The 24763-nt window shown below is 43.7% G+C and carries 24 protein-coding genes; 12 read left to right on the forward strand and 12 right to left on the reverse strand.

What is annotated here, in order from left to right; translation table 11 throughout:
• Window positions 1-12: 12 nt before the first annotated feature.
• The 5 genes from ureE to ABUE20_RS11970 all read left to right on the forward strand — a co-directional run bounded on the left by ureE (window position 13) and on the right by ABUE20_RS11970 (window position 4073).
• The gene (gene ureE / locus ABUE20_RS11950) at window positions 13-456 is read left to right on the forward strand and encodes an urease accessory protein UreE (RefSeq protein WP_408620165.1); all 444 of its coding nucleotides are present in this window, start codon (window positions 13-15) and stop codon (window positions 454-456) included.
• Complete coding sequence (locus ABUE20_RS11955) at window positions 437-1114, forward strand: urease accessory protein UreF (RefSeq protein WP_408620166.1); 678 nt, start codon at window positions 437-439, stop codon at window positions 1112-1114. The genes ureE and ABUE20_RS11955 overlap by 20 nt, the downstream gene beginning before the upstream one ends.
• Before the next feature lie 18 nt (window positions 1115-1132).
• Complete coding sequence (gene ureG, locus ABUE20_RS11960; RefSeq protein WP_408620167.1) at window positions 1133-1774, forward strand: urease accessory protein UreG; 642 nt, start codon at window positions 1133-1135, stop codon at window positions 1772-1774.
• Between the two features lie 491 nt (window positions 1775-2265).
• On the forward strand, window positions 2266-3228 hold the full coding sequence (locus ABUE20_RS11965) for an ADP-ribosylglycohydrolase family protein (RefSeq protein ID WP_408620264.1): 963 nt from the start codon (window positions 2266-2268) through the stop codon (window positions 3226-3228).
• A 17-nt stretch (window positions 3229-3245) separates the two neighbouring features.
• Window positions 3246-4073 carry an NAD(+)--dinitrogen-reductase ADP-D-ribosyltransferase gene (locus ABUE20_RS11970; RefSeq protein ID WP_408620168.1) on the forward strand — a complete coding sequence of 276 codons (828 nt, stop codon included), beginning with the start codon at window positions 3246-3248 and terminating at the stop codon, window positions 4071-4073.
• 48 nt (window positions 4074-4121) lie between these two features.
• On the opposite strand, the gene ABUE20_RS11975 is transcribed toward ABUE20_RS11970, so the two are convergent.
• Entirely contained in the window at window positions 4122-4733 is a 612-nt protein-coding gene (locus tag ABUE20_RS11975) for a LysE family translocator (protein WP_408620169.1), read from the reverse strand.
• A gap of 24 nt (window positions 4734-4757) precedes the next feature.
• Window positions 4758-5588, reverse strand: a complete 831-nt coding sequence (locus ABUE20_RS11980; protein ID WP_408620265.1) for a helix-turn-helix domain-containing protein — start codon at window positions 5586-5588, stop codon at window positions 4758-4760.
• A gap of 337 nt (window positions 5589-5925) precedes the next feature.
• Here ABUE20_RS11980 and ABUE20_RS11985 point away from each other — a divergent pair, with 337 nt between their 5' ends.
• Both ABUE20_RS11985 and ABUE20_RS11990 read left to right on the forward strand, forming a co-directional pair.
• Entirely contained in the window at window positions 5926-7107 is a 1182-nt protein-coding gene (locus ABUE20_RS11985) for an acyl-homoserine-lactone synthase (RefSeq protein ID WP_408620170.1), read from the forward strand.
• On the forward strand, window positions 7097-9589 hold the full coding sequence (locus ABUE20_RS11990) for a response regulator (protein WP_408620171.1): 2493 nt from the start codon (window positions 7097-7099) through the stop codon (window positions 9587-9589). The genes ABUE20_RS11985 and ABUE20_RS11990 overlap by 11 nt, the downstream gene beginning before the upstream one ends.
• Window positions 9590-9642: 53 nt before the next feature.
• On the opposite strand, the gene ABUE20_RS11995 is transcribed toward ABUE20_RS11990, so the two are convergent.
• Window positions 9643-9972 (reverse strand): DHCW motif cupin fold protein, encoded by a 330-nt coding sequence (locus tag ABUE20_RS11995; protein WP_408620172.1) that lies wholly within the window; start codon window positions 9970-9972, stop codon window positions 9643-9645.
• A 381-nt stretch (window positions 9973-10353) separates the two neighbouring features.
• On the opposite strand from ABUE20_RS11995, the gene codB reads away from it, so the two are divergent.
• From codB to codA, 3 genes are read left to right on the forward strand one after another with little or no spacing between them, the layout of a single operon-like run.
• A complete protein-coding gene (gene codB, locus ABUE20_RS12000; RefSeq protein ID WP_408620173.1) occupies window positions 10354-11610 on the forward strand; it encodes a cytosine permease in 1257 nt (418 codons plus the stop codon).
• Window positions 11611-11613: 3 nt separating this feature from the next.
• Complete coding sequence (locus tag ABUE20_RS12005; protein ID WP_408620174.1) at window positions 11614-12789, forward strand: PucR family transcriptional regulator; 1176 nt, start codon at window positions 11614-11616, stop codon at window positions 12787-12789.
• Window positions 12790-12797: 8 nt separating this feature from the next.
• Window positions 12798-14048 carry a cytosine deaminase gene (gene codA / locus ABUE20_RS12010; RefSeq protein ID WP_408620175.1) on the forward strand — a complete coding sequence of 417 codons (1251 nt, stop codon included), beginning with the start codon at window positions 12798-12800 and terminating at the stop codon, window positions 14046-14048.
• Between the two features lie 60 nt (window positions 14049-14108).
• Here codA and ABUE20_RS12015 read toward each other — a convergent pair whose 3' ends face one another.
• From ABUE20_RS12015 to ABUE20_RS12045, 7 genes are all read right to left on the reverse strand, one after another.
• Complete coding sequence (locus ABUE20_RS12015) at window positions 14109-15851, reverse strand: right-handed parallel beta-helix repeat-containing protein (protein WP_408620176.1); 1743 nt, start codon at window positions 15849-15851, stop codon at window positions 14109-14111.
• 312 nt (window positions 15852-16163) lie between these two features.
• On the reverse strand, window positions 16164-16634 hold the full coding sequence (locus ABUE20_RS12020) for a DoxX family protein (RefSeq protein WP_408620177.1): 471 nt from the start codon (window positions 16632-16634) through the stop codon (window positions 16164-16166).
• Entirely contained in the window at window positions 16618-17400 is a 783-nt protein-coding gene (locus ABUE20_RS12025) for an HvfC/BufC family peptide modification chaperone (protein WP_408620178.1), read from the reverse strand. Before ABUE20_RS12025 ends, ABUE20_RS12020 begins: the two co-directional genes overlap by 17 nt.
• Complete coding sequence (gene bufB, locus ABUE20_RS12030; protein WP_408620179.1) at window positions 17397-18269, reverse strand: MNIO family bufferin maturase; 873 nt, start codon at window positions 18267-18269, stop codon at window positions 17397-17399. The genes ABUE20_RS12025 and bufB overlap by 4 nt, the downstream gene beginning before the upstream one ends.
• A gap of 12 nt (window positions 18270-18281) precedes the next feature.
• Window positions 18282-18557, reverse strand: a complete 276-nt coding sequence (locus tag ABUE20_RS12035) for a BufA1 family periplasmic bufferin-type metallophore (protein ID WP_408620180.1) — start codon at window positions 18555-18557, stop codon at window positions 18282-18284.
• 99 nt (window positions 18558-18656) lie between these two features.
• A complete protein-coding gene (locus ABUE20_RS12040) occupies window positions 18657-18836 on the reverse strand; it encodes a zf-HC2 domain-containing protein (RefSeq protein ID WP_408620181.1) in 180 nt (59 codons plus the stop codon).
• A gap of 82 nt (window positions 18837-18918) precedes the next feature.
• Window positions 18919-19524 carry a sigma-70 family RNA polymerase sigma factor gene (locus ABUE20_RS12045; RefSeq protein ID WP_408620182.1) on the reverse strand — a complete coding sequence of 202 codons (606 nt, stop codon included), beginning with the start codon at window positions 19522-19524 and terminating at the stop codon, window positions 18919-18921.
• Window positions 19525-19720: 196 nt separating this feature from the next.
• On the opposite strand from ABUE20_RS12045, the gene ABUE20_RS12050 reads away from it, so the two are divergent.
• Both ABUE20_RS12050 and ABUE20_RS12055 read left to right on the forward strand, forming a co-directional pair.
• Window positions 19721-20668 (forward strand): bile acid:sodium symporter family protein, encoded by a 948-nt coding sequence (locus ABUE20_RS12050; RefSeq protein WP_408620183.1) that lies wholly within the window; start codon window positions 19721-19723, stop codon window positions 20666-20668.
• A gap of 288 nt (window positions 20669-20956) precedes the next feature.
• Window positions 20957-22198, forward strand: a complete 1242-nt coding sequence (locus tag ABUE20_RS12055) for an OFA family MFS transporter (protein ID WP_408620184.1) — start codon at window positions 20957-20959, stop codon at window positions 22196-22198.
• 95 nt (window positions 22199-22293) lie between these two features.
• Here the strand turns inward: ABUE20_RS12055 and ABUE20_RS12060 are convergent, their stop codons facing one another.
• On the reverse strand, window positions 22294-23076 hold the full coding sequence (locus ABUE20_RS12060; protein WP_408620185.1) for a LytR/AlgR family response regulator transcription factor: 783 nt from the start codon (window positions 23074-23076) through the stop codon (window positions 22294-22296).
• A 9-nt stretch (window positions 23077-23085) separates the two neighbouring features.
• The gene (locus ABUE20_RS12065; RefSeq protein WP_408620266.1) at window positions 23086-24759 is read right to left on the reverse strand and encodes a LytS/YhcK type 5TM receptor domain-containing protein; all 1674 of its coding nucleotides are present in this window, start codon (window positions 24757-24759) and stop codon (window positions 23086-23088) included.
• Window positions 24760-24763 lie beyond the last annotated feature (4 nt).

Genomic DNA, 24763 nt, shown 5'->3' on the forward strand with positions numbered 1-24763 from the left:
AAGGATAATAGAATGTTAGAAATTGAACTGCGCCACGCACCTGATCCGGCCCGAGAAGTACTGACCAAAGTGGCGCTCGATTATGAACAGCGGGATAAAGGTCGGCAAAAATTAGTCGCTGAAAATGGTGAAGAGCTGCGACTGTTTTTAGAACGAGGCAAAGTCCTACAAATCGGGGAATTGCTGGAGGCCAAAACCGGCGAACTGGTGCGAGTAATTGGTGCGATTGAAGAAGTCTGTGAAGCTCGCTGTGAGGATTGGCAAACCTTTGCCAAAGCTTGCTATCACCTAGGTAACCGCCACGTCCGGCTGCAAGTTGGTGATCGCTGGCTGCGCATGAAACCTGATCACGTACTGGAGCAGATGTTGGAACTATTGGGTCTGAAACTGAGCCACTCGCAGCAGATCTTCGAACCCGAGTCAGGAGCCTACAGTCATGGCCACCACGCTCACTGATCTATCGCTGCTGCGGCTGATGCATTTAAGTAGTGCCGCGCTGCCGGTTGGGGGGTATTCGTTCTCGCAAGGGCTGGAGTTCAGCATTGATCAAGGCACGCTAACCACACCGGAGCAGATTGCCGACTGGCTCAGCGCACAACTGCGTTATTCGCTGGCTTACATCGATTTGCCTCTGCTGGAGCGCGTTTATCAGGCGCTAAGCGATGATGATCTTGGCGCGTTGCGCCGTTATAACGATTGGCTTCTGGCCTGCCGCGAGAGCTTTGAGCTGCATCAGGCCGATACCGCAATGGGCGCGGCGCTGGCAAGGTTGCTGCCTAATTTTGGGATTGAACTTCCCGATTTTGACAATCCGCAGCTCAGTTACGTCAGTTTATATGCGCTCGCCGCGTGGCATTGGCAGATCCCTTACCCGCAATGTGCCACCGGCTTTTTAAGTGCCTGGCTGGAAAATCAGGTGGCCGCAGCAACCAAGTTGGTGCCGCTGGGTCAAACACAGGCACAAAAACTGATTCATCAACTCCAACCCCAGCTCATTCAAACCATTGCGTTTGCAACCCAGCTGGATGAAACGCAGATCGGAATGGGGCTACCCATGTTCGGTATTTTAAGTGCCCATCACGAAACCCAATATTCTCGATTATTCCGCTCATAAGTTGCTAAGGAGACAGCTATGGCTAAACAAACATTACGGATCGGCGTGGGCGGCCCCGTCGGCTCCGGCAAAACCGCACTGCTACGCTCACTATGTAGTGCACTGCGCGATTATTACCAGATCGCCGTGGTCACCAATGACATTTATACCCAAGAAGATGCCGAGTTTTTAACCCGCCATCAGGCGTTAGAAGCGGATCGCATCATCGGCGTAGAAACCGGCGGCTGCCCACACACCGCGATTCGGGAAGATGCTTCGATGAATCTAGCAGCCATCGACACCCTGCTCGCCCGTCATGGTGAACTCGATATTATTTTTGTCGAAAGTGGCGGTGATAATTTAAGTGCGACCTTCAGTCCCGAGTTATCCGATCTCACCTTATATGTGATCGACGTATCGGCGGGCGATAAAATTCCGCGTAAAGGCGGCCCGGGGATCACCAAATCGGATCTATTGATTATCAACAAAACCGATCTGGCTCCAATTGTCGGTGCCTCATTAGAGGTGATGGACCGAGATGCGAAGAAAATGCGCGGCGCTCGGCCGTTTGTATTTTCAAACCTTAAAAAAGCCGAGGGGTTACAGCAAATTATCGATTTTATTATCGATCAAGGGATGTTGGAGCCCAAAGCGATCCCCGCGCCACAGGCCGTCGTGTAATCATCGAGTTTTCACGGAATCTGTTTGGCCCGTTAATCCCGCACTCTCCCGGCATTCGCTTCGCTGCTGCCGGGCTACACATGATGTTCATCTCGAATTGTCGGCCCGGATATGATGGAATCCGGGAGAACTCTTCTCATCGCACGCCCCTCCCCGGCATCCGCTTCGCTGCTACCGGGCTACACATGATGTTCATCTCGAATTGTCAGCTCGGATATGATGGAATCCGGGGAAACCCACGATGCCCCCCATCATTTCATTTTCACATTATTCCCCGGATGTCATGGAATCCGGGAGAACTCTTCTCATCGCACGTCTATCACCGGCATCCGCTTCGCTGCTACCGGACTACATCATGTCTATAACCACAGGTTTAACCATCGCCCCAGTCATAGCGATGAGATGATTCGTTGATAGACATATTTATAACCAGAGTCAAAAATCGTATTCTGGTAACGGTTTTCATACAGAGGATGTTTATGATGTCACATATGGACAATGCCCATAAGCCCAAGCCATCGCAGCCAACTGAAGACATTGTGCCTTGTCTGGATCGCTCCAGAGGATGTTTGATCGGCTTGGCGGTTGGTGATGCCATCGGAACAACGCTTGAATTCCGCCCTCGAGGTACATTTAAGCCCATTACCGATATGGTTGGCGGTGGTCAATTTTGCTTAAAAAAAGGCTATTGGACCGACGATACCTCGATGGCTTTATGTCTGGGACACAGTCTGGTTGAGTGTCAGGGATTTAATGCGCTTGATCAGATGCAGCGTTATTGTCACTGGATGGATAACGGCTATATGAGCAGCATTGGGATCTGTTTTGATGTCGGCGTCACCGTCTCATCAGCACTACGACGTTTTCAAAAAACCGGTGAACCGTTTTCCGGTTCAAAAGCTCGTTGGAGTTCGGGGAATGGCTCGGTTATGCGTCTGGCGCCCATCCCCATCGTCTATCAGCAATTTCCAGATCAAGCAGTGCATTATGGGGGAGAAAGTTCTCGAACGACCCACGGAGCCGAGCTTTGCATCGATGCCTGTCGCTATCTTGCCCAAGTACTGGCGGCATTGATCCGAGGTGAAGCGAAGCCGATCTTTCAACGGATCGCTTATGCCCCACAAACAGAAGCCATTGCGTCACTAAAGGCGGGACAGTTTCTAGAAAAAACGTATCAGGAACTGCGCGGGACAGGATTTGTAGTCGAAAGTTTAGAAGCGGCACTTTGGTGTTTTATGCACACCGATTCATTTGAGAGTTGTGTGCTAGCGGCAGCCAACTTAGGGGATGATGCCGACACCACAGCAGCGATTGCCGGGCAGCTGGCCGGTGCTTATTACGGCCACCACCAGATCCTTTTGCAATGGCGGCAAGCACTCTACATGCATGATGAAATCAGACAGTTAGCCGACGCGTTATATACATTGTCACAATCAAATATCCAACAGGATTAAATAGGTATTTTTCATTGATGGAGCCTCTTAAATACAGCTGTAGCCCCCTTGAATTAGAACTTTTGCAAAAAGTTACATTGCCTTTGAATCACTGTAGTATCCCTTCTTGGCTTTTGGCTAGCTTGGGCTATCAACGCCATCCGATCCCATTAGAAATCGATGGGATCAACACTTGGTACCCCACTTTATGCCAGATGCTGCAAACGCTTAAAACGTCCTCCGAACGCGCCGCTTATTTTGATCATTTCATGACGCTGCGTTTCGGGTTAAACACAAAACAAGCCCCCATTCACGATGAAGTGTCTCAGTGTCGCCCCAGCGTGAATTATCGCCGACTATTATTAGGATGGCTGTTTGATTCGGATAACGATCAAGGCGCAGCTTGGCGCAGTTGGGTTGAGTCCCGATTCGGTTTGCTTACTTTATATCATGAGCACCCAGTCCCCAGCCCTGAAAGCTCAGAATATCTACAATTTCGGAAAAAATGCACTCGAGCCATTTACAATACTAACGAACTTTATGATCAGTTGGATCTGCTCTATTGTTTTTGCCAACAGGAACTGCAGCTACGTTATCCTAATCAAGACACGTTGACGCTGTATCGAGGCTGTCTGGATCTTCCTCATTATCAAATTGAGCATCAATCGGTTTGGTTATTTAATAATCTAAGCTCATTTACCATAGATGAAGAAGCCGCACTGCGTTTTGGCTCTAAAGTATTTTCGGTAGCCGTGCCACTCACTAAAATTGCCTGTTTCGACTCGCTATTACCCGGCCGTTTAGCCGGAGAAGGTGAATTTATGGTCTTAGGGGGACTCTATCAAGCCACCCGAATCCGAATTTAACTCAACCGCCATTCAATCCCTAAACTCCCCCTCCATTTGACAGACTAATTAAACGGTAGTGAGTTTCAAGTAAACCGACTCATAGCCCATACTGCATACCACTCCGATTAACAAGATCGCCATGACGCGGTTAAACATTTTAAAGTAAACGGGTTGATGTAATTGTTTCCCGCACCATAATCCGATCAGAGAATAACTAGCTGGAGCCCCACCGCCCATTGCCGACAAGATCAAAACCCAAAAAAGGAGCATCATTCCATGAATACCTTCAGCAGGAAACTGAATCGTTACAATCGGTAATGTAGCCATAAATCCTTTGGGATTCAGCAGTTGGATCAACAGTCCATTCCAGAATGATAACGTCCGAGCCTGCACGGGCGATGCACTTTCGAGTGACACATCTGCACGCAGAATATGCCAGGCAACGTATAATATATACACACAGCCCACCAGACTAATATAGGGTAAAAACCGGGGTGAAATCAGCATATGACTCACCAGACTCAGTGAGACAAACATGATAAATAAAGCACACCCCACACCGATAAAAAATCCAATATGACGCCGGGTTAACCCGTGTAATCCCCCATGAAGGCTTAATAAATTGACAGGACCGGGCGTATACATAATGCCAAAGGCATATGCAAAAATAGCAAACATAACGAGCTCCGAGAGAATTTTGAATTAATCGACGAGTTGTCGTTGAAAGTATTTAGGAGCCATTCCATAGACCCGCTTAAAGTAGCGGTTTAAATGGCTATGATCGGCAAAACCTGCCGCATAGGCCGCAGACGTCAATGATTGCCCCGACGCAATTAGCTTACGGGCCAAGTTCACCCGACAGTTCAGGACATACTGATGAGGCGTGATCCCAAATTGCTGCCGAAATGAACGGATAAAATGAAATTTCGACATGCTGGCGACCCCGGCAATATCGTCAATCGAAATATCCTGATCCAAATGCGCTAGAATATAATCTTTCGCATGTATCAGGAGCGTATCCGTCCGTTTATGGACAGGGCTGCCGATATCTAACTTTCCGGAAAACGCCACCAGCGACTGAGCGATCTGAAAGACAACCGACTCATATTCCATCCGGCTCGAATCCGGCTGACGCATCAGAGCCGACAGATGCAAAATCTGACGGCGCAATGCCGGGGCTGTAAACAGGGGCCGTTGCAGTCTCAACGGAGAATCAGAGGAACATCCCAATGCCTGAAAGAGAGGCTTAAACGTATCCGGATGAATATACAACATGACATATTCCAGATGATCACTTCCTCCGGAATGCCCATCATGAACATCTTCCGGATCAAAGACCATCACCCCACCTACCGGACTCCGGTAAAAAGCATTCTGACAGAAAAAATCCTGCCGTCCCTGAAGGGTCACCCCCAGCGAATACTCTTCATGAGCATGTCGAACATAAGAAAAGTCACTCATCACCGCATTGAGTGCGATGATATGCTCACAGCGACTACTATTGGTAAACTGGAACTGATTCTCACGCTTCATCATACTCTCAACCGTATTTCATGTTTTTCCCGACAAAGGCTACTATAAAAAAATATCCTTTTATAAACTTGAACAAAATTGCTCAATTCAAACCCCGTCGCATACGATATCAATCTTTCAGTATCAGCCCTCAATCTCTCAGAGAACTATTTATACGTTCGATTCAGAAGATGTCTTTAAAAGAAATCAACAAATAAAGCATAGATATAAAATTGACTGTTCGCACAGATTAATTATACCAATCAATAATTTATAGGCTTTTATCAACAATTGAGTTACTATCGATGATAATGACTACAAGGTCAATATCAACATATGGATTTATCGGAGTATCATTATGAATGACATTGTTAATCTGGACCAATCTATTTCATTCAATAAATCTGAAAAAATTAACAAATTATTTGAAAAGTTAACCGTTGAATTCAAAAAAAGTCATGATATTACTAATTTTTCTAGTCTTATTCAGATCCGGAAAAATGAACTATATCGTGTATACCCAGAACTCACATCAGGTAATCTAGCTTACCTTTTCGAACATCCCAAAGTAATAAATTATATCAAAAATAATTCAATTAGACAGATAAGTAATATATGGCATACAATAGAGAAAGAAGCGCTTTCTTTATTCAATAGCTTACTGGAATGCTGGGCTTACTATGACCGTTTTATGATAGAAAATAAATATAAAAATACGCCTATAGAAATGAACATAGCCACCTGTAAAGATGAGCATAACTTTCGTTCAGAAATAATTCCATCAATTGAGACTGACTCAAGATTTTTTTATACACTTCATAGTCAACATGCAATGTCTTTAACCGATGCCATTGCATTAATTAATATCGAAGTATTCATTATAGAGCAAAAGTGGTATGAAATGTTATTTTGCTTATCCCTATCTCAACATGGCACTCATTTCATTCTATATATCAATAATGGTCTATCTCATCCTATTATTGTTTCAACTGCATTAATTCAAAATTGGGAAGATCGAAAAAATTGGTTAAGTTTCGATGAATTTTTCCAAGGGAAACGTTGGCATTCCTGCATTCCTAAAGATGCTTGCAATACCTTATATAAAACTGGAATATTCAATCAAACTATATTTAGAAATCCCAACTATGAATATGAATCGACATTTTCTGAACTTTTAATAAAACCAGAATCTATCTGTGAAGTGTTACGACTAACAGTTAGTGGGCCTAAATTACTTCGATACTTTCTTCTTTATCTTTGTCAAAAGCATTTGATGCAACAATTAGTAAATAATGGAAAAAAAATAGCATTTACAATTATTGAACAATCATTAATGCTCAATTTATACTCTCAGTTAGGATGCCAATGTTATATCAACCATTCTTTCTGTGATATTAATAACTCACATCAAATAACCTATAAAGGATTTTGGGTAACTGAAGAGTTAAGTAAAAAATTAAATAATTGTGACTATAACATATATAAAAGATTAGTTTCCAGAAAGAATAATAGCCATATGGAAATACAAGATGTTAAATAATGTAATAGATAATTTATTCTATTCTAAAGCACTATTATTAATTGCTATTTCTTTATTTAGCTTGGGATGGTTGATTTATTTTACTTACTGTTCAACTCTCCAAGGGTGGTATATATTAAAAACTTCCCATATTCCATACATCTGTTATACCTTTTTTATCATGCTATGGATACTAAGCAATGCTTACTTCCATTCTGGATGGTTAGTTAGTTATGGCGAACATTATGCCATAATTGTAGATAGAGCCGCTAATGTATTTTCATATATGGCGTTTACATCCGCCTGTATATTTTCGACAAAATTAATATCATCAGAACGATTTAATAGTTTTAAACGAAAACAATATCTATTAATGTTTGTCACCACATGTTATGTATTATATATAAATGTATTTAATAATTTAATAGTAGAACATGTTGATATTCAATCTCCTAGTGATTTTTACATCCAATTTACATCGCGTTCATCTATATTTTTCTCATTCTTAGTCATATATACTTTTCTCACATTAATCAATTTAATTATTTTAAATAGAAGTAGCAATAAAATTAATAAAGTTAAATCTAAATATATGGTAACTGGCATTTTAATTTTCATGATATCAACTACTATATTCCATATTATCATGCCTACATTTTTTCATGATTTTAGATTAACATGGTTACCTCCTGCGTTATCCACTGTAGAACTTTTTCTTATGGGATATGCAACCCTTGTACATCGATTTTATAGTGTCAAATATATCATATATTTAACCGTTAAACCTATTATCCTATTTTTTACATATATAATACCCATTATATTAATATCCAAACTCCATATAACCGATAGTTATTATTTGATTTTTACCCTATGGAGTCTGGTCTATTTTTCATTTTATAAAAAATTCTATTCATATATTGGAAAAATAATAAGTTTAGTATTATATGGTGATTCAATTACACCTATTGACAAAATTTTAGCGTTAGAATATGACTTCCAAAAGTCGGTAGATATTGGATTAGATAAATTATCTAAATTATTAAAAATAGATGATTCAAATACTATTTTTGTCTCTGATGCAAAGATAAAAAATTTATATTCGAAATATTTATTAAAAGACAATTCCGCTTTATTATTTGATGAAGTTGAATATCACTTTGATAATACTAAAAGTAGACAATTCAGTTCTATTAGAGAACAAATGTCTAAAAATAAATCGGCCATTATATTACCCATTTATGACAGTCATAATTCACTCACACAACTATTTATATCACCTAATAAAACAGATGGTTCTCTCTATTCCAGAGAAGAAATTATTGCACTACAAAAGCTACTTAAGAAAATCAAATACTATTTGTTTAGTGAATTCAAAGTAAAACAATCTCAGGCATTAGCTAAATCCATTGCACATGAAATCCGAAATCCTCTAGCACAAATACAACTCCATCTGGAAAAGCTATCACAAATGGTCGGCTCGGCCTCTAAGGAAGAATTCTATTATCAAATTCACAATGCCACCGAAGTTATCGAACATGGTAATCAATTGATTGATATCATTCTCCATGAATCGGATAATCCAACTTTGGCTAATGATTCACTAAAACGCTATTCAATCCGCCAATTGGTGCATCAGGCTCTAAATAGCTATGGTTATGAATCCAATACCGATATCAACCGGATCAAGTTTATCGATCAACCGGACTTCACTATCGAGGTCAATGACATTTTATTTGAATTTGTTATTTTTAACCTGCTTAGAAATGCGATCTATTATTTCAATGAATACCCGGAATGTACCATTGAAATCAGCTTGGTGACACACGCCGATCACCATCAACTCCACTTTAAAGACACCGGTCCTGGTATCGAACCCCAAGTACAACAGCATATTTTTGATGACTTTTTTACATATCAAAAAAAAGGCGGAACAGGCTTAGGGCTAAGTTATTGTCAGCGAGTCATGCATTTATTCGGGGGCAACATCAGCTGTCATTCCAACTATGGGCAATCAACTACATTTACCCTGACTTTTCCTAAACTGAGCCCCCTACTTCCTCAAAACCAAAGTTTATCTGAGCAACCTTTAGAACAATCATTCAAGCCACTCAAAAAACCTCTTCGAGTTTTACTGACCGATGATAACCGTTCACAACGAAAACTCGTCCAGCTTTATCTGGAGCAACTAGGCTGCCAGGTTGTTGAAGCCCAAAATGGGCAGCAAGCCATTGAACAAATTCAACAACAAACATTTGATATGGTATTCATGGATATTCAAATGCCGGTGATGGATGGTTTCACGGCATGCCAGCACATAAAACAACTTCATCCGACATTACCTGTCATTGCACTCTCTGGGGAATCAGGTAAAAATGAAGTATTAAAGATCAACCAAATGATGGATGGCCGTTTAATTAAACCGATCACCAAGCGGCTATTGACACAAATTGTCATGAAATGGAGTCAACATCCTCACGCCTTCGAACATCATCTGACCTAACATTTGCAGCGCATATCGTCCTATTGAATCGAGCGATGCCCTAATGCATTGAATTAATCGACAATAAACAGTCGAGCGCCGATAGCGGTGGATGAACGGTGAGCTTCAGCCTGATCAGCGACTTGATAACTCATCCCCGGTTTCAGCACAAAAACACGCCCATCTTCTAACTCTGTATGCAGTTCTCCGGAAAGACACAACAAAATATGCCCTTTATGGCACCAGTGATCGGCCAAATAACCTGCCGTATATTCCACCATTCGTACTCGCAGGGTTCCAAATTGCTGAGTACGCCAATAAGCCATCCCGGAATCACCTTGATGTTCAGTAGGCTCGATGCTTTCCCAGTCTGTGACCCCAAAAGGTAAATTATTTATTTCCATATAAAAAATCTCTCAAAGTTCATCTAAAAACATTAAAGACTCTGCATATCAATAAAATAGCTGCTTCAAACTCATACGGGATTACCATAACGAATAACGCCATTCAGACATAGCTATTTCCAAATTATTTATTCTTTTTACAAAGAGTCAGATCATCACTCTACATGATCCTCCAAATAAATACCGCGGCACAATACGCACCATATATGTTCAATGTCGCACCAAATTGATTCAAATTGTTTATTATTAAAACGATTTGATGGCTATTTTGTACATTTAATAAAACATCCCATGATCCAACTGGTACAGTTTTGAGAACTCCATTGTCTGGCACAATATTTGTTTATCTGTTGCTAAATTCATCCTCAAGGGAATGCCATCATGCAAGGAAATAACGATTACCCATTAAGTGAGGTTCCATCCAATAGCCGCAAAGGATTAATTTCGATGATGGCTGTTTTGCTTGGATTTACCTTTTTTACCTCCACTATGTGGGCAGGCGGCCGGCTAGGAACGGCTTTTTCACTCGATCAGCTCATGACTATCTTATTAGTCGGCAATTTAATTCTTGGAGTTTATGCTGCAGCCCTCGCCTATATTGCCTATAAAACCGGCTTAAATACCGTATTGCTGGGGCGTTACTGTTTTGGAGAATACGGCAGTAAACTCTCAGATTTTGTACTCGGATTTACCCAAATTGGCTGGTACGCTTGGGGCGTGGCCACCATTGCTATTGTCTTGGTAAAACTGTGTCACATCAGTGAAGCCTGGCAAACGCCATTAATCATTCTGTTTGGTTTTGGCTTTTGTATCAGCGCTTCCATTGGCTATCGAGCAATGGAACTTCTCTCTAAAATTTCAGTACCCGCCATGCTGATTTTTATCGGCATCTGTTTTTATAAAGGTCTGATTGATGTCGGGGGCATGTCAGCGCTGTTCCATATTGAGCCCAAACAGACGATGGGGTTCAGTGCTGCCATAACCGTAGTGATTGGGACCTTTATCAGTGGTGGAACTCAGGCTACAAACTGGAGCCGTTTTTCTAAAACCGGTAAAATTGCAGTTATCTCGACCCTCGTTGCTTTTTTCATCGGCAACGGTTTAATGGTTTTCGTCGGTGCATTTGGTGCGATGATCTATCAACATGCCGATATCGTCGATGTCTTGGCAGCCCAAGGGTTTATTCTGATCGCAGTACTGATGCTGTTTGCCAATATCTGGACCACTCAGGACAATACTATTTACAACTTTGCCGCCGCAGGGTGTAATCTGTTTCGCAGTGATAAGCGGCGCACCATCACCGTGATCGGTGCAGCTATCGGAACCATTCTGGCATGGTTTGGTATGTACAATTACCTCATTCCATTCTTAATTTTACTCGGTACCTTTATTCCGCCGATCGGGGCCATCATCATGGCAAATTTCTGGGTTATTCATCGCGCCAACCCACCTAAACTAGCCCATATTGAGTTACCAGGATTTGATGTCTGTGGCTTGGCCGCTTATGTGCTGGGATCGGGAGCGGCTTATTTTTCACCTTGGATGCCTCCGATTGTTGGTATGATCGTCGCCAGTATCAGTTACGTCGCTTTAGCATCTGTATTTGCAACGCGGCGCAGCCAGGCTCAGTTAGGCTAATAGATGCTGACCGTACGGGATATCCCAACAATTTCTGGATTGGAACAAATTCAGATCCGTGCCAGTATTAACTCAGCAGATAAGGCCATTCGTTGGCCTTATATTGCCGAAGATCATGAACTGACCCCGTGGCTGGTCGGTGGGGAAGTCATTTTTATCACTGGGATCAACCGCAGTTGGCAAGATGAGCGTTTTTTACGATTACTTAAAGTCACCCAAGAAAAAAACGTCGCCGCCATCGTCGTATTAACAGGCTCGACTTATATCCCAACTTTGGATCCCCACTGGATCCAATGGGCGAATGACTATCAAATTCCCCTGTTGGAGCAGCCCTATTCACTACCGATGGTTACTGTCACTGAACGACTATCCAATGCTATCGTTCAGGATAGTTTTGCCAATCGCTCTCAACAATGGTTTTTAATGCAATTAATTGAAAGCCCTTCTCTACCCGCAGCGATCACCTTAGAACAGGCGCGCGAGAATGGCTTTCCAACCGAGATCCCGCTTAATGTTGCGATGCTATTGCCCAATGTAACCCCCAATCACAATATTGAATCCTGGCAATTTGCGCTACGAGAATTTTTAGCGTCACAACACAGTCCTTTTCCATTAGTCGAATACCGGCGAGGCTGGTTGCTATTACTACCGGAAACGACAGCAGAAGCCGAAGGCGATCCCCTACAATACTGGCAACTATTGCATCAAGATCTGCAGCAAAAACAGCTTTCGGCATCAATTGGTGTCAGTAATGGCCAGACTCTGAACCATTTAAACCGGCTCGCTTTTCAGGCCCGACAATGTGCTGAATTTATCGACCGCCATTATCAGGGACAACTGTTTCACCATAAGGCCTTTGCGTTGCAGCAGTTGTTTGCTGCCGTTGATGATCACCAGCTGTTACATGATTTTTGCCACCACACACTAGGGCCTCTCTATCAATCCCGAGAAGCCGACCTGATCCAGGTGAAGCAAACCCTTCGCCACTATTTTCTAAATCTATGTTCGGTCAGACGCACTGCCCAGCAGATGCAGATCCATCGCAACACCGTAACCTCTCGTCTGCTCAAATTTGAACAACTGACCCATCTGTCACTGGCAGATGCAGATAACCGACTCACAGTACAAAATGCCCTACTGATTGAATCGTTTGTCCTGCCACAAGATGAGTCATCCTAAGGAATACTATGAAAATTATTAATGCCCGATTACGTCATCAACCTTCTCTGTTTACCCTTGAGTGCGAAGAAGGACGTTTCTCTCAGATCACCGCTCAGGACACAACGCTGAATAGTCCCTGTGATATTGATGCCAAGGGGCAGCTACTCTGTGCTCCATTTGTAGAACCGCACATCCATTTAGATGCGGTTCTCACTGCGGGGGAACCTCGCTGGAATAATAGTGGTACCTTGTTTGAGGGGATTGAATGCTGGGCACTACGTAAAGAATCACTGACTATCGATGATGTGCAGCAACGAGTTTATCGGGCTGTTCAACTACTGATCGGTCAAGGAGTTCAGCATATTCGGACGCATGTGGATGTCACCGATCCCCAACTCACCGCACTCAAAGCCATTGTGCCGCTTAAGTCAGTTCTCGCACCTTATATTGATTTACAAATTGTGGCCTTTCCTCAGGAAGGGATCCTATCGTTCCCCAATGGCAAAGCCCTCATGCAGCAAGCTTTGGAGATCGGAGCCGATGTGGTCGGTGGTATTCCTCATTTTGAATTTACCCGTGAGTATGGGGTGGAATCGATGCGCTGGGTGATGGAACTAGCCCAAACGCAAGGCAAACTGGTTGATGTCCACTGTGACGAAATCGATGATGGGAACTCCCGCTTTTTAGAAGTGCTGGCAACGGCAGCCCTTGAAACAGGGATGGGTGATCGTGTGACGGCCAGCCACACGGTCGCTATGCATTCCTATAACAATGCCTATTGCTCAAAACTATTCCGGCTGCTCAAAATGTCGGGAATTAATTTTGTCTCCTGTCCAACGGAAAACACCCATCTGCAAGGCCGCTTTGACAGCTTTCCCAAACGCCGTGGTATCACACGAGTCAAAGAGCTGCGTGATGCGGGAATGAACGTCGCATTGGCTCAGGATTCGATTCAGGATCCTTGGTACAGCTTAGGCAATGGCAAACTGCTGCGACAGGTAGATTTTGCACTACATGCCTGCCATATGATGGGCTACGATGATTTTAAAACCGCTCTAGATTTTATTACCGATAACGGTGCCAAAGTGATGCATATGGCTGATCGCTATGGCATTGAAGTCGGCAAACCCGCTAACTTCATTATTTTGGATGGCATTGATGATGTTTCGGTGATCCAAAAACAAGGGGATGTGCTTTGGTCGGTTCGGGAGGAAAAAGTGTTACTCGAGCGCCAACCAGCCATGATCAAACAGCAAGTCACATTAGCGACAATATAATCACCTCACGGAAAAAGAGAAGCTTATCGCTTCTCTTTGATTTTGGCTTTTTAAAGCTGATTAATTGGTTTCAAAAGCACCGATATCCGGCGCAGAACCATGATAACTCTGCCCAACATTGGTTCCGGCATCGATCAGGTCACTATTGCTACGCAAATGGAAGAAATTCACATCTGGCAAGCTCCCATCGGCTTTACGAGCCCCGAGTAACTCATCAATATTAGTACTGATGAAATCACTCGAGCTGACACTATGCCCATTCTGCCAACTATTATGACTAATGTCGGTAGTACTGGCATGGAAGCTATCCGAAGATTCAACGTATGAATAAGATATCGTATTTTTAATCGTTAGACTGTTAGCCTGATTTGAACTACCAAAACCGATATTACGACCATTCCGATAAGCTATCCCATTATAAATGGTGATATTGCCTCGGTTACTGTTGTGGTCGAAGCCATCGACGGCATTCCCGGCAGCAATACTGTTAATATAAGTGGCATTGTGACGCAATTGTTTATTATCACTCCCCCCTGTTTTAAAACCATTCCCATCACCACCACTCGGGCTACCACTTTCCAGATAACCATTGCGGATCGCCCAACAATTTTCATAGGTTGTAGTTATATTATCCGATCCCCGTAGATAACCATCATATCCATCGTCCAGATTATTCCAGGCCCGGCAGCCATAAAATCGGTTCCCGGTTCCTACGGTCAATTTAGCCGCAAAGCCGTCGGCGTTTTCCAGCGAAGCATCCGCATTAAAGAATGAGTCGACGTTTCGGATCAGGTTGTAACTTGCACCGCCATCCAACTGTAACCCAGTATCGGCACAATGAGAGAAGGTCGAAAATTCCACAGTGTTATGAGAACCGGTAATGTGCATGCCGTTATCGCCTGCATACTGAACATCGATGCCGTAGATATACCAATAATCGCCTGAGAGTTCGATCCCGCGATTACTACCGCTTTCGGACATGGCCGAGAAATCAAGCACCGGACGGGCACTATCACTCGGATATTTACTCAGCGTAATTTGTGCAGAAGAGGAACCATTGTGTGACAGTACGATGGGTTCACTAAAATGATATGTGCCGCCACGTAGGTAAATGGTATCTCCGGCGCTGGCTGAAGCAACCGCAGATATCAACCCGGAAGCAGAGTTGACAACTGTAGCACCTTCAACAGGAGTTGCGCCTTGCGGGGTCGCACTAAAGGCATTTGAATTCACCTCATTACCATTGGCATCCGAAGTTTTAATCCAAAACCAGTAGGTTGTTCCGTTTTGCAAATTTCCGGCGGTATACGAATGAGTGCTGTTATTCACAACACCAATCCTGACTCGTCCGGAGGGTGAACTATCGGTATCGTAATAAATCTGGTAATTCGCTGATCCGGAACCTGCAGTCCAATTTAAAGTGACACTATTGCTACCCGCACTCCCACTTAATGTAATTGCACTGCTGCTACTTCCGCTACCACCGCTATCTCCCCCGCCGCTGCTCCCACCACCACTAGCATCAGCAGGAATGGAACATTCTTTTACGGTTTTACTGGGAATGGGATCCGAGCCAAATGTCGCTACATTACAGACAAAAGAACCATTTAACTGTTGGTATACAAACTGTCCGGAAGCCCCAAAGGCAACATTGGTGGGCTGGTTAACCGTACAGGTTTCATCACTCGAACAGATCGTCACATAGCCACTTGGACGATTCGTCACCGCCTGAGAATAAGGCGTTAACCAAAGAGAGGTCAGTGCCGCAACGGTAACCGCAGCACTTCTGAATACTAATTTCATCGATATCTCCTTATGATCCAGTTATTAATCTATAACCACTGCATCAGTAGACATCCAACTTCCTACTGGTTCAGGTGAGCACATTCATCATCATAAAACCCTGACTCATGTTCCTTAGATAAACATTATATTGACTTTATTATTAGTAAATAATGCCGTGTGACTGAGAGGAAGATCACAAGAAGTGAATTTTTGAAAAAATGTTTTAATATTGGAGACCATTACGAGGAACTGTATATGGCCTTCCAATACACCACCAAGGCAAACTGTAGGGATACTCATCCCGGAATAAAATCCGTGCGCCCCCTACACTTAAGCGCGTCTGAATAAAAACGGACCGGATCGCCATGCATCCAATGAAAATCGTCCGGCACCCAGCCAAAAAATAAAGAGCAATAAACTTAGCCATGTTCCATGCGTGGCATAGGCTAATGGGTAGACAAAGATTTGGATCACCAGTGTCATCATCCCCAAAATCAATACCGCGATCCGTGTCTGCCAGCCGATGACTAACAAAATAGAACAAAGATGTTCGGCAATGGCAGCCATCCAAGCCGCCAAAAGGGGAGGAATGAGAGGTAAAGCATATTCATGTTCAAATAAGTACAGAGTGCCATCTGCTAATTGCGGCCATCCCCAATGCCAGTGAAATGGAAATATCGAGAGTGCAAAACCGGTGATCTTGGTTTGCCCAGATAGCCAGAAAACACTCGCAATGGATAACCGGGCCATCAGTAACAGTGCATCTGTAAACCAGCTCGGCATCTTAATGGGATCCGTCATCACTTTCTCCTTTTATTCCTGCGATCAACTGCCACTGGATCAGCAACTGTAATGCCTGGGACAAATCCAATGTTTCTCCGGCCGCCTGCAAAGCTAACTCAACCGAGGCATCCTGACGTAGTGAGCGAATAAAACAAGCCATTGGATAATCTAAGATTTCCAGACAGGCTCTCATTCCACTCTTAAAAAGTAACAGGTAGTTGGAAACATTCAGGTCAATCGCCGCTACCGCCTGACCGATCTGTTCGTCATCAGGTAGTTGGTGTGCCGCATAAATAGCTCCGACCGGATACTGACTGACCCATAGTTGGGTACTGGCTAATAAATTGAATTGCAACGATTCACCGGAATGCTGTTGTAACTGTTCTTGAAGTGCTTGAATCGGCAGCCCTTGTTCATCCGGTTGATGGGTGATGTTCAATAGCGTACGTTCCAAACCCGCCAGTTCCGATAGAAAAGGCAAGGGCTTTGCGGCCTCAAACGAAGCAATAAACGAAGAGAAATGCTGTCCATAATCACTGAGAACCACGGAATCCGGTGGATACTGGCGAATATAGCGCCGTGCCATCTCCCGAAAAAAATCATCTCCCACAACCTGCTTCGTCACATGGAAGATCTCTGAAAGTGCTTCCGTTAATGAGATCACATAGTTGTGTCGATAAATATCCAGCCGTTCCGGGTGATCGACCATAGACCGGATTTTTTCGGTCTCCACCGATTCTCCCCAACCCAACAACATTTCAGAAAAAGCATCATTCATCTTCATGAGCCATGGCTCCGCATCCGTTCGCTGATTTGTTGACGATAGTGATCGGCCTGATGCGCCTCAGCGACCAATTCGCCAAGCTCCGGTATGTTTCCGTCTCGCTCAATCAGGGTCAAATGAACCCCGGTATAAGCCATTACCTGCTCAAACAGAGCCCAGACTTCTGGATCAATCGGCTGGTCATGACTATCAATTTTAAGCTGTTGCCGATGGCTATGCCCCGCCAAATGAAACTGACGCACTTCAGCAAAAGGGAAATCGGCCAGATAGTCCCAATAATCCACTTTCAGATTATGGCAAGAAACAACCACATTATTGATATCCAGTAACATGCCGCAGCCGGTGCGAGACACCAGTTCCTGCAGAAACTGACTTTCACTCATAGACTGTTCATGAAATGACAAATAACGCGCCGGATTTTCAATCAAAATCGGTTGTTGCAGTGCATTTTGGATCTGATCAACATGTTCACAAACTCGAGCGAGCGAATGTTGCTCATAGATGACTGGAAGCAGATCGTTAAAGTAGTGACCGGTATGCCCGGACCATGCCAGATGCTCTGAAAAATACAACGGCTGACATCGCTCCACCAATTGTTGAACCCGCTGTAGGTGTGCCACATCCAATGGCGCTTCGCCGCCCACGGATAAACCAACTCCATGAATGGTTAACGGATACTGTTGTCGGATCTGTTCCAAATAATAGTGACGGGGTCCCCCTTCGCTCAAATAATTTTCAGCATGAAGTTCCAAAAAACCGATAGGAACGGGTTCAGTTAATAGCGCATCATAATACTCAGGTTTCAGACTAATACCCGAAGGGGTTACAGAAGGCGCTTGCGCGCCTTGTTTTATGCCCAGATTTCCCATCTACATCCCCTGTTAGAATGGTTTTAACTGACCAAAACCTGTTGATGAGCTATCCGATTTCATCTCCATGCAAGTCCCTGCCGGAACCAATTTCCAGGAATTCGACTGATAGTCGACTTTAGAAGTCCCGGCACAGGTTGTGCCCGGTCCGGCAGCACAATCATTTTGACCAGCCAGAGCCACGCCATAACATTTTTCTTTCCCTGCTGCCTGTGCAGTCGTAGCAATTGTTGAAAGTGCTAATGCGGTTCCTAAAGCGATTACGAGTGAAGTTTTTGTGTTAGCCATCAGATAAATTCCTCTTAAGTTTTATCAATACCCTGTTGTATTGCAATTATCTGACGAACCTAGCCCCGACTTTATTACAAAAAAATATAAAAAAATTTACTATTTTTTTTCATCTTTCACATATTCATTTGATATTGAACGAATTTCTCCCATATGTTTGGAGAAATTTCGACAGCCACCACACATTCCTAAATGAAATTTCAGCGCTAATTTTTGTTTAACACTCAGCCGATGATCCAGTTGCAATGACAACAACCAAGTCGCTTGCTTACAGTTCATAATTCAACTCCTAAGATCTGTATGTAGGCTTCAAATACCGCGTTCTGGTTTTGCAAATACAACGGCTAACAATGGAATGGTTCTATGCGTCATACCAGTTATCTTCCAGACATTCCCGCAATCGCAATCGGGCTCGATATAAAGTGACATTTAACTGGTTTTGAGTCACGGAAGCTGACTCACAAATTTCCGGTGTAGCTAGCTCCAAAAATTCTCGCATCATGAAAAGCCTAGCATACTGTTCAGGTAAGGCTCCCAAACAAGCCTCAAAAACCCGCCAGAAATGTTCGGAATGCACCTCCTGATCCGCTGATTGCCAATGGGTCGGACGTTCATACTTTTGCCAGTGACCATTTTCCTGAAACAACACATCCATCAGATCTTCACCGCTTAAATTCGATCCCTCTTGCAGATCTTCGGCCGCTTGGAATTTACGTTCCTTACGCAATAAATCCACAATTTTGTTTTTCAAAATAGCAAAAACCCAAGTCTGAAATGCCGCATGTCGATTGAACTGATCGATATTTTGCAATGCACCAATTAAAGCCTCTTGCACGGCATCCTCAGCGAGCTGACTATCCCGAACCTGCATTCTTGCAAATTTAACCAGTTTTCCCCGAAGCTCACTGATCCCTTCAGAAGTTAACCACTGAGGCGGTGTTTCAGATGTTCCCAATGTTTGTTCCATATCCACTCCCGTAGGAATATCTCTATTAGCGTAGACAACCCAAAGCTCAATGAGCAACTCCATATCACATCAATACTAATGCTATTAATGTAATTAATTTTAAATAAACATGCTAACAAAAATAAAAATATTGATTTTTTAAATTATAAAAATACGGTAATTTAATACTCAACGCTTTCAATCAGCATACTCGAACATGTTAAAAAAAATAACCCAACTATTTCCACTGTGGGCCATCCTGCTCTCCGTTCTGGCCTACCAACAACCCCAATGGTTTACATCCCTCAAAGGCGATATTATTCCGTTGCTTATCATCATCATGCTTACGATGGGGCTCACCCTGCAACGAACCGATTTCATCAATGTCATTCATAATAAAAAAGCAATTTTGACGGGCCTCATTTTGCAATTTACCGTAATGCCGCTGTCGGCGTTGCTCATTAGTTTGATCCTCGGTTTTAATAGCGAACTGACCATCGGGATGGTACTGGTCGGAAGCGTCGCCGGTGGCACATCCTCAAATGTCATGTGTTATCTGGCGAAAGGTGATGTGGCGTTATCGATCACCATGACGGCCATATCAACTCTGGTAGGTGTCATTTTAACCCCGTTATTGGTCGGGCTACTCGCCGGACACAGCGTTGATGTTCCAGTATTCAGTATGCTATTAAGTCTGGTCAAAATTGTATTAATTCCGGTCGTCGTTGGGGTACTGATTAATACTCAATGTCACCGTTTTACTCAAAAACTGGATACGTTATTGCCCGTTATTTCGATGCTAGCCATCGTGACGATCATTGCCATCGTCGTTGCATTAAATCAGCGTAACCTGACTTCTATTGGTCCCTTGGTGGCAGCGGCTGTTATTTTACATAATAGTGTGGGGCTGCTTAGCGGATACTGGATCTGCCGGTTACTCCGATTCAATGAAACTATCTGCCGTACGGTTGCTTTTGAAGTCGGACTACAAAACTCCGGATTAGCCACTGCCTTGGCGATGAAATTTTTTACGGCCACGGCTGCGGTACCCGGAACACTGTTCTCGGTTTGGCATAATATCTCCGGCTCCTGTCTGGCGGGATACTGGTCCCACAAAAAAGGCACCTCTACAGCGAATGTCTCTTTAAAAGGCACATCCGAATAACAATAAACGATGACTTCTGGTTCGTGATTCAAACCGTGACCGGAAGTCATCATCATGTTTTAAAACATAAATTTGACATTTACTTTACATTTATTTAGAGTTTGACTTCGATCACATCTCTCTATTTTCCCGCTGCCGTCGTTTATTCCCGATTGTATTTCATTCTCTCTCAACGCCATTCATTCCTGTCTGAACGCCAGTTTTTTTATCTTTATTTCAAGCTATTGCGGTTGAAATTCAGGCGTATTTAATAGGTTCCAGATACTTAAAAATTAACTGGAGGCAGAGATGACTCAATCAAAAATCAGCTCTCGTGCACTAACCTTAATTGGAACAATCATTACTCAATTTGCCCTAGGTTCGGTCTATACTTGGAGCCTGTTCAATTCAGGATTAGCCCATAAATTATCAGAACCCGTCAATCAGGTTGCATTTTCATTTGGCCTATTAAGCTTGTCATTGGCCATTGCCTCTTCTATTTCCGGTAAATTGCAAGAACGTTTTGGCGTCAGAAACGTTACCATCGCCGCGGGCCTGTTAATGGGCATCGGTTTCGGATTAACTTCGGTTTCCAATAGTTTAATCATGCTGTATATCTGTGGCGGTATCTTACTGGGATTTGCCGACGGCACCGGATATTTAATGACCCTCTCCAATTGCGTGAAATTATTTCCGGAGAAAAAAGGTCTTATTTCAGCGCTATCCATCGGCGCTTATGGTTTAGGCAGCTTAGGCTTTAAATATATTAACTTGTTCCTGCTCAACCACTATTCGCTGGCGACTACCTTCCAGGTGTGGGGACTCATCGCAATGGTGATGATTTTAATCGGAGCATGCATGATGCACGATGCGCCCAATCTACCTACTCAGCGAGGTACTTCCCGCTTCAATACCAACGTACAAGATTTGACACTCGCCCAATCGATGACTCGTCCTCAATATTGGATGATGGCATTGATCTTCCTGACCATCTGCATGAGCGGCCTGTATATTATTGGGGTAGCGAAAGATATCGGTCAGAACTATGCGCATTTAGGCTTTGAATATGCAGCTCAATCCGTTGCAATTATCGCTCTGGCCAATCTATTAGGCCGTCTGGTTCTGGGGATCCTTTCTGATAAAATGTCACGGATCCGGGTGGTATCTATCGCGGTTGCTTTCAGTCTGGCTGGCATGGCAATTCTGCTCTTCACTCCTTTAAACAGTGTCTGGTTTTTTGCCGCTGTCGCCTGTATTGCTTTCAGCTTTGGCGGGACCATCACCGTCTACCCATCTTTGATTAGTGATTTCTTCGGCATGCAAAATCTGACTAAAAACTATGGTTTTATTTACTTAGGTTTTGGGGTCGGCAGTCTGACCGCATCGGTCGTTGCCAGTCTGTTAGGTGGATTCATCCCAACTTTCTATCTGATTTTCACACTGCTCGTTATTTCTTTATTCCTGACCTTGGTTGTGAAAGCACCGCAGAGTGCCTCTGATAAATCGCAGTCTATCCAACCCCGTCATCACAACTTGCAACATGCTAATTAATCCTTAACGCATATCCCTATGCTTGGCGCCTCACGGCGCCTTTTTTATGCGATTGATTTAGAGGCGAGTTTAAGAGAGTGCCGTCTCATTCGGCACTAATGAATATTCATCCGTTCCCGGAACAATTTCAAATTCGAGCGGCTAACCGGGATCATGGTATCAATATCCCGCAGTCGAAGTTGGTAGGTACTATTAAACCCTGGGATAATCTCTTCTATCTGTTCAAGGTTAACGCAATAAGAACGATGACAGCGAAAAAACTGTTCTCGAGGCAGCTGAGCATAAACTTCACTCAATAATTGATTCAAACTGAAACGCCCCTGAGATGTCACAAGCTCCGTTTGTTTTTCATTGGCTTCCAAATAAGCAATATCCGCCACTTTTATCACTACGATTCGATTGTCTCTAAGTACACTTAACGTCGCTACCGATACGGGCGAATTCATCGGACTCACCGCCGAGGGTTCCGAGGCCACGACAGTTGCAGATGCAGCGACCGTCGGGGCTATAGTCGTCGCCGATGACACATTTTCCAGCTTATTTAAAAGCCCTTTGACCCGACTCTCACTCAACGGTTTGAGTAGATAATCAAATGCCTCCAATTCAAAGGCATCTACAGCAAATTCTTTATAAGCCGTCGTAAAAACAATAAAAGGCCGTCTGGCAAACTGATGAATATTTTTAGCAAGCAACATCCCATCTATCGAAGGGACATTGATATCTAAAAAAGCAACGTCCACTTCATTGGACTGTAAAAATTTAAAGGCATCCAGCCCATCTTCAAAACAAGCCAGCACTTCAATCTGACTATATTTTTCAATCAGAAAAACTAACTCTTGTTGCGCCAACGGTTCATCTTCAACAATAATTGCTCGCATACACTTACCCTATGACTCGCTGACTTTAGAATCGAACGCAGCCGGAATATAAAATTTAACTTCCGTGCCCGGCTCCAAACGACGTAATTTAAGGCTTCGTCCATAAAGCAAGTGGATCCGCTGATTGACGTTGGTCAATCCAATATGATTACTGGAGATTTCACCCTGTTCTAATTGCCGGATCACCTCTTCACGGATCCCAATCCCCGAGTCCATCACTGCAATTTCAATATCCGCTTCAGGTGTCGGTTGTTTGACTCGAATCGTCACTTCTCCAGGTCCTTTCACCGGTTGGATCCCATGTTGGATAGCGTTTTCCACTAAAGGTTGGATCATCAAACTGGGGATCTTGATCGCCAATGAGTCCACATCAAAATGAACCGTTAATTTTTTCCCAAAACGGGCCTGTTCAATGGCGATATAATCACGCACCTGACTCAGCTCTTCATCAATCGCGATCAAATCTTCATTATGTTTGAGGTTATAACGTAAAAAGTCAGCCAACCGAGCAATGAGTTCCCTAGCTTCATCCGGGCGCATCCGAATTAAAGACGATATGGCATTTAAACTGTTGAATAGAAAATGGGGATTAATTTTATTCTGTAAAGCGGAAAATTCGGCTTTAGTCGCCATCTGTTTTAGTTTTTCAACCTTAGAAACTTCAAGCTGCGTCGAAATCACGTGCGATAATCCAACCGCCATTTCCCGCAGCGCATTGGTAATTTTATAACCTCGCCGATAATAAATTTTTAGAGTCCCGGTCAGCTTTCCGCCTTCATGCAGGGGAATAATCAGTAACGAATGGAAGCCATCAAACTCAACCTCATTCTGAATAACCATTCGATCATCAGCCAAAGCCTGACGCGTGAAGCTACTCAACCCATGGTAATTTTCCCAATAGCGCTGCTCATCTTCCCCCACATAAGCCAACACTTCAGACACATCGGTAATCGCCACCGCATCAGCCCCAATATCGTGTAAAATAATATTACAAATCTCCCGCATCGATTGCCGGGTATTTTCCCGAAAATACGGCAGCGTCTTATTGGCGATATCCAGCGCTAACTTGGCCTGCTTCGCCGCAACCCGGTCGTTTTCACTATCTAAACTTTGAACCAGTTGCACCATGACCCCAATCGATACCGTGCCAATAATCATCGGAAAAGCAATCGCTTTGACAATCGTCAGCCCCTGAGACCAAGGAACAAAGAATAAGATCAGTGTCATTGTTGCCGCTTCACAAATAATTCCGGCGATAATCCCCCAAAACCAATAATTTTCTTTACGACAGCGAAAATGGATCCAAGTTGCCAGAACACCGGCGGCCACACTGGTTATCAGACAAGGGAGCGAGGTTGGCCCATGAATATCAATCAAATAACGATGCAGTCCAGAAATGACTCCGGCGGGAATACCGACCAGCGGGCCAAATAAGATCCCACCAGAAAGAATGGCAATAATCCGCACATTAATCAGCGAACCATCGACATGGATCCCGGTATAGGTACTGAACACCGCGAAAAAAACAAACAATACGGAAATAACACCTAACTCCAGAGGGTGATGATTCTGCTTACGAAACAAAGTCTGAAAACGACTGGTATGCGTCAGAATAAACAGCACCATTAAGATCAGTGCCGCCCGCTCAAAAACCCCGACCAGCATCATTAACTGCGGTAAAATGGAT

This window comes from Celerinatantimonas marina, from assembly GCF_046054165.1.
GTDB lineage: Bacteria > Pseudomonadota > Gammaproteobacteria > Enterobacterales > Celerinatantimonadaceae > Celerinatantimonas.

Bases quoted from the DNA above. Each gene is read 5' to 3' on its own strand.
- ABUE20_RS12040 (WP_408620181.1), bottom strand. From the start codon at position 18,836: ATGAACTGTAAGCAAGCGACTTGGTTGTTGTCATTGCAACTGGATCAT.
- ABUE20_RS12020 (WP_408620177.1), bottom strand. From the start codon at position 16,634: ATGACGGATCCCATTAAGATGCCGAGCTGGTTTACAGATGCACTGTTA.
- ABUE20_RS11985 (WP_408620170.1), top strand. From the start codon at position 5,926: ATGAATGACATTGTTAATCTGGACCAATCTATTTCATTCAATAAATCT.
- ABUE20_RS12005 (WP_408620174.1), top strand. From the start codon at position 11,614: ATGCTGACCGTACGGGATATCCCAACAATTTCTGGATTGGAACAAATT.
- ABUE20_RS11980 (WP_408620265.1), bottom strand. From the start codon at position 5,588: ATGAAGCGTGAGAATCAGTTCCAGTTTACCAATAGTAGTCGCTGTGAG.
- ureG (WP_408620167.1), top strand. From the start codon at position 1,133: ATGGCTAAACAAACATTACGGATCGGCGTGGGCGGCCCCGTCGGCTCC.
- ABUE20_RS11965 (WP_408620264.1), top strand. From the start codon at position 2,266: ATGGACAATGCCCATAAGCCCAAGCCATCGCAGCCAACTGAAGACATT.
- ABUE20_RS11995 (WP_408620172.1), bottom strand. From the start codon at position 9,972: ATGGAAATAAATAATTTACCTTTTGGGGTCACAGACTGGGAAAGCATC.
- ABUE20_RS11975 (WP_408620169.1), bottom strand. From the start codon at position 4,733: ATGTTTGCTATTTTTGCATATGCCTTTGGCATTATGTATACGCCCGGT.
- ABUE20_RS11955 (WP_408620166.1), top strand. From the start codon at position 437: ATGGCCACCACGCTCACTGATCTATCGCTGCTGCGGCTGATGCATTTA.
- codB (WP_408620173.1), top strand. From the start codon at position 10,354: ATGCAAGGAAATAACGATTACCCATTAAGTGAGGTTCCATCCAATAGC.
- ABUE20_RS12035 (WP_408620180.1), bottom strand. From the start codon at position 18,557: ATGGCTAACACAAAAACTTCACTCGTAATCGCTTTAGGAACCGCATTA.
- bufB (WP_408620179.1), bottom strand. From the start codon at position 18,269: ATGGGAAATCTGGGCATAAAACAAGGCGCGCAAGCGCCTTCTGTAACC.
- ABUE20_RS12045 (WP_408620182.1), bottom strand. From the start codon at position 19,524: ATGGAACAAACATTGGGAACATCTGAAACACCGCCTCAGTGGTTAACT.
- ABUE20_RS12050 (WP_408620183.1), top strand. From the start codon at position 19,721: ATGTTAAAAAAAATAACCCAACTATTTCCACTGTGGGCCATCCTGCTC.
- ABUE20_RS12025 (WP_408620178.1), bottom strand. From the start codon at position 17,400: ATGAAGATGAATGATGCTTTTTCTGAAATGTTGTTGGGTTGGGGAGAA.
- ABUE20_RS11970 (WP_408620168.1), top strand. From the start codon at position 3,246: ATGGAGCCTCTTAAATACAGCTGTAGCCCCCTTGAATTAGAACTTTTG.
- codA (WP_408620175.1), top strand. From the start codon at position 12,798: ATGAAAATTATTAATGCCCGATTACGTCATCAACCTTCTCTGTTTACC.
- ABUE20_RS12055 (WP_408620184.1), top strand. From the start codon at position 20,957: ATGACTCAATCAAAAATCAGCTCTCGTGCACTAACCTTAATTGGAACA.
- ABUE20_RS11990 (WP_408620171.1), top strand. From the start codon at position 7,097: ATGTTAAATAATGTAATAGATAATTTATTCTATTCTAAAGCACTATTA.
- ABUE20_RS12015 (WP_408620176.1), bottom strand. From the start codon at position 15,851: ATGAAATTAGTATTCAGAAGTGCTGCGGTTACCGTTGCGGCACTGACC.
- ureE (WP_408620165.1), top strand. From the start codon at position 13: ATGTTAGAAATTGAACTGCGCCACGCACCTGATCCGGCCCGAGAAGTA.
- ABUE20_RS12060 (WP_408620185.1), bottom strand. From the start codon at position 23,076: ATGCGAGCAATTATTGTTGAAGATGAACCGTTGGCGCAACAAGAGTTA.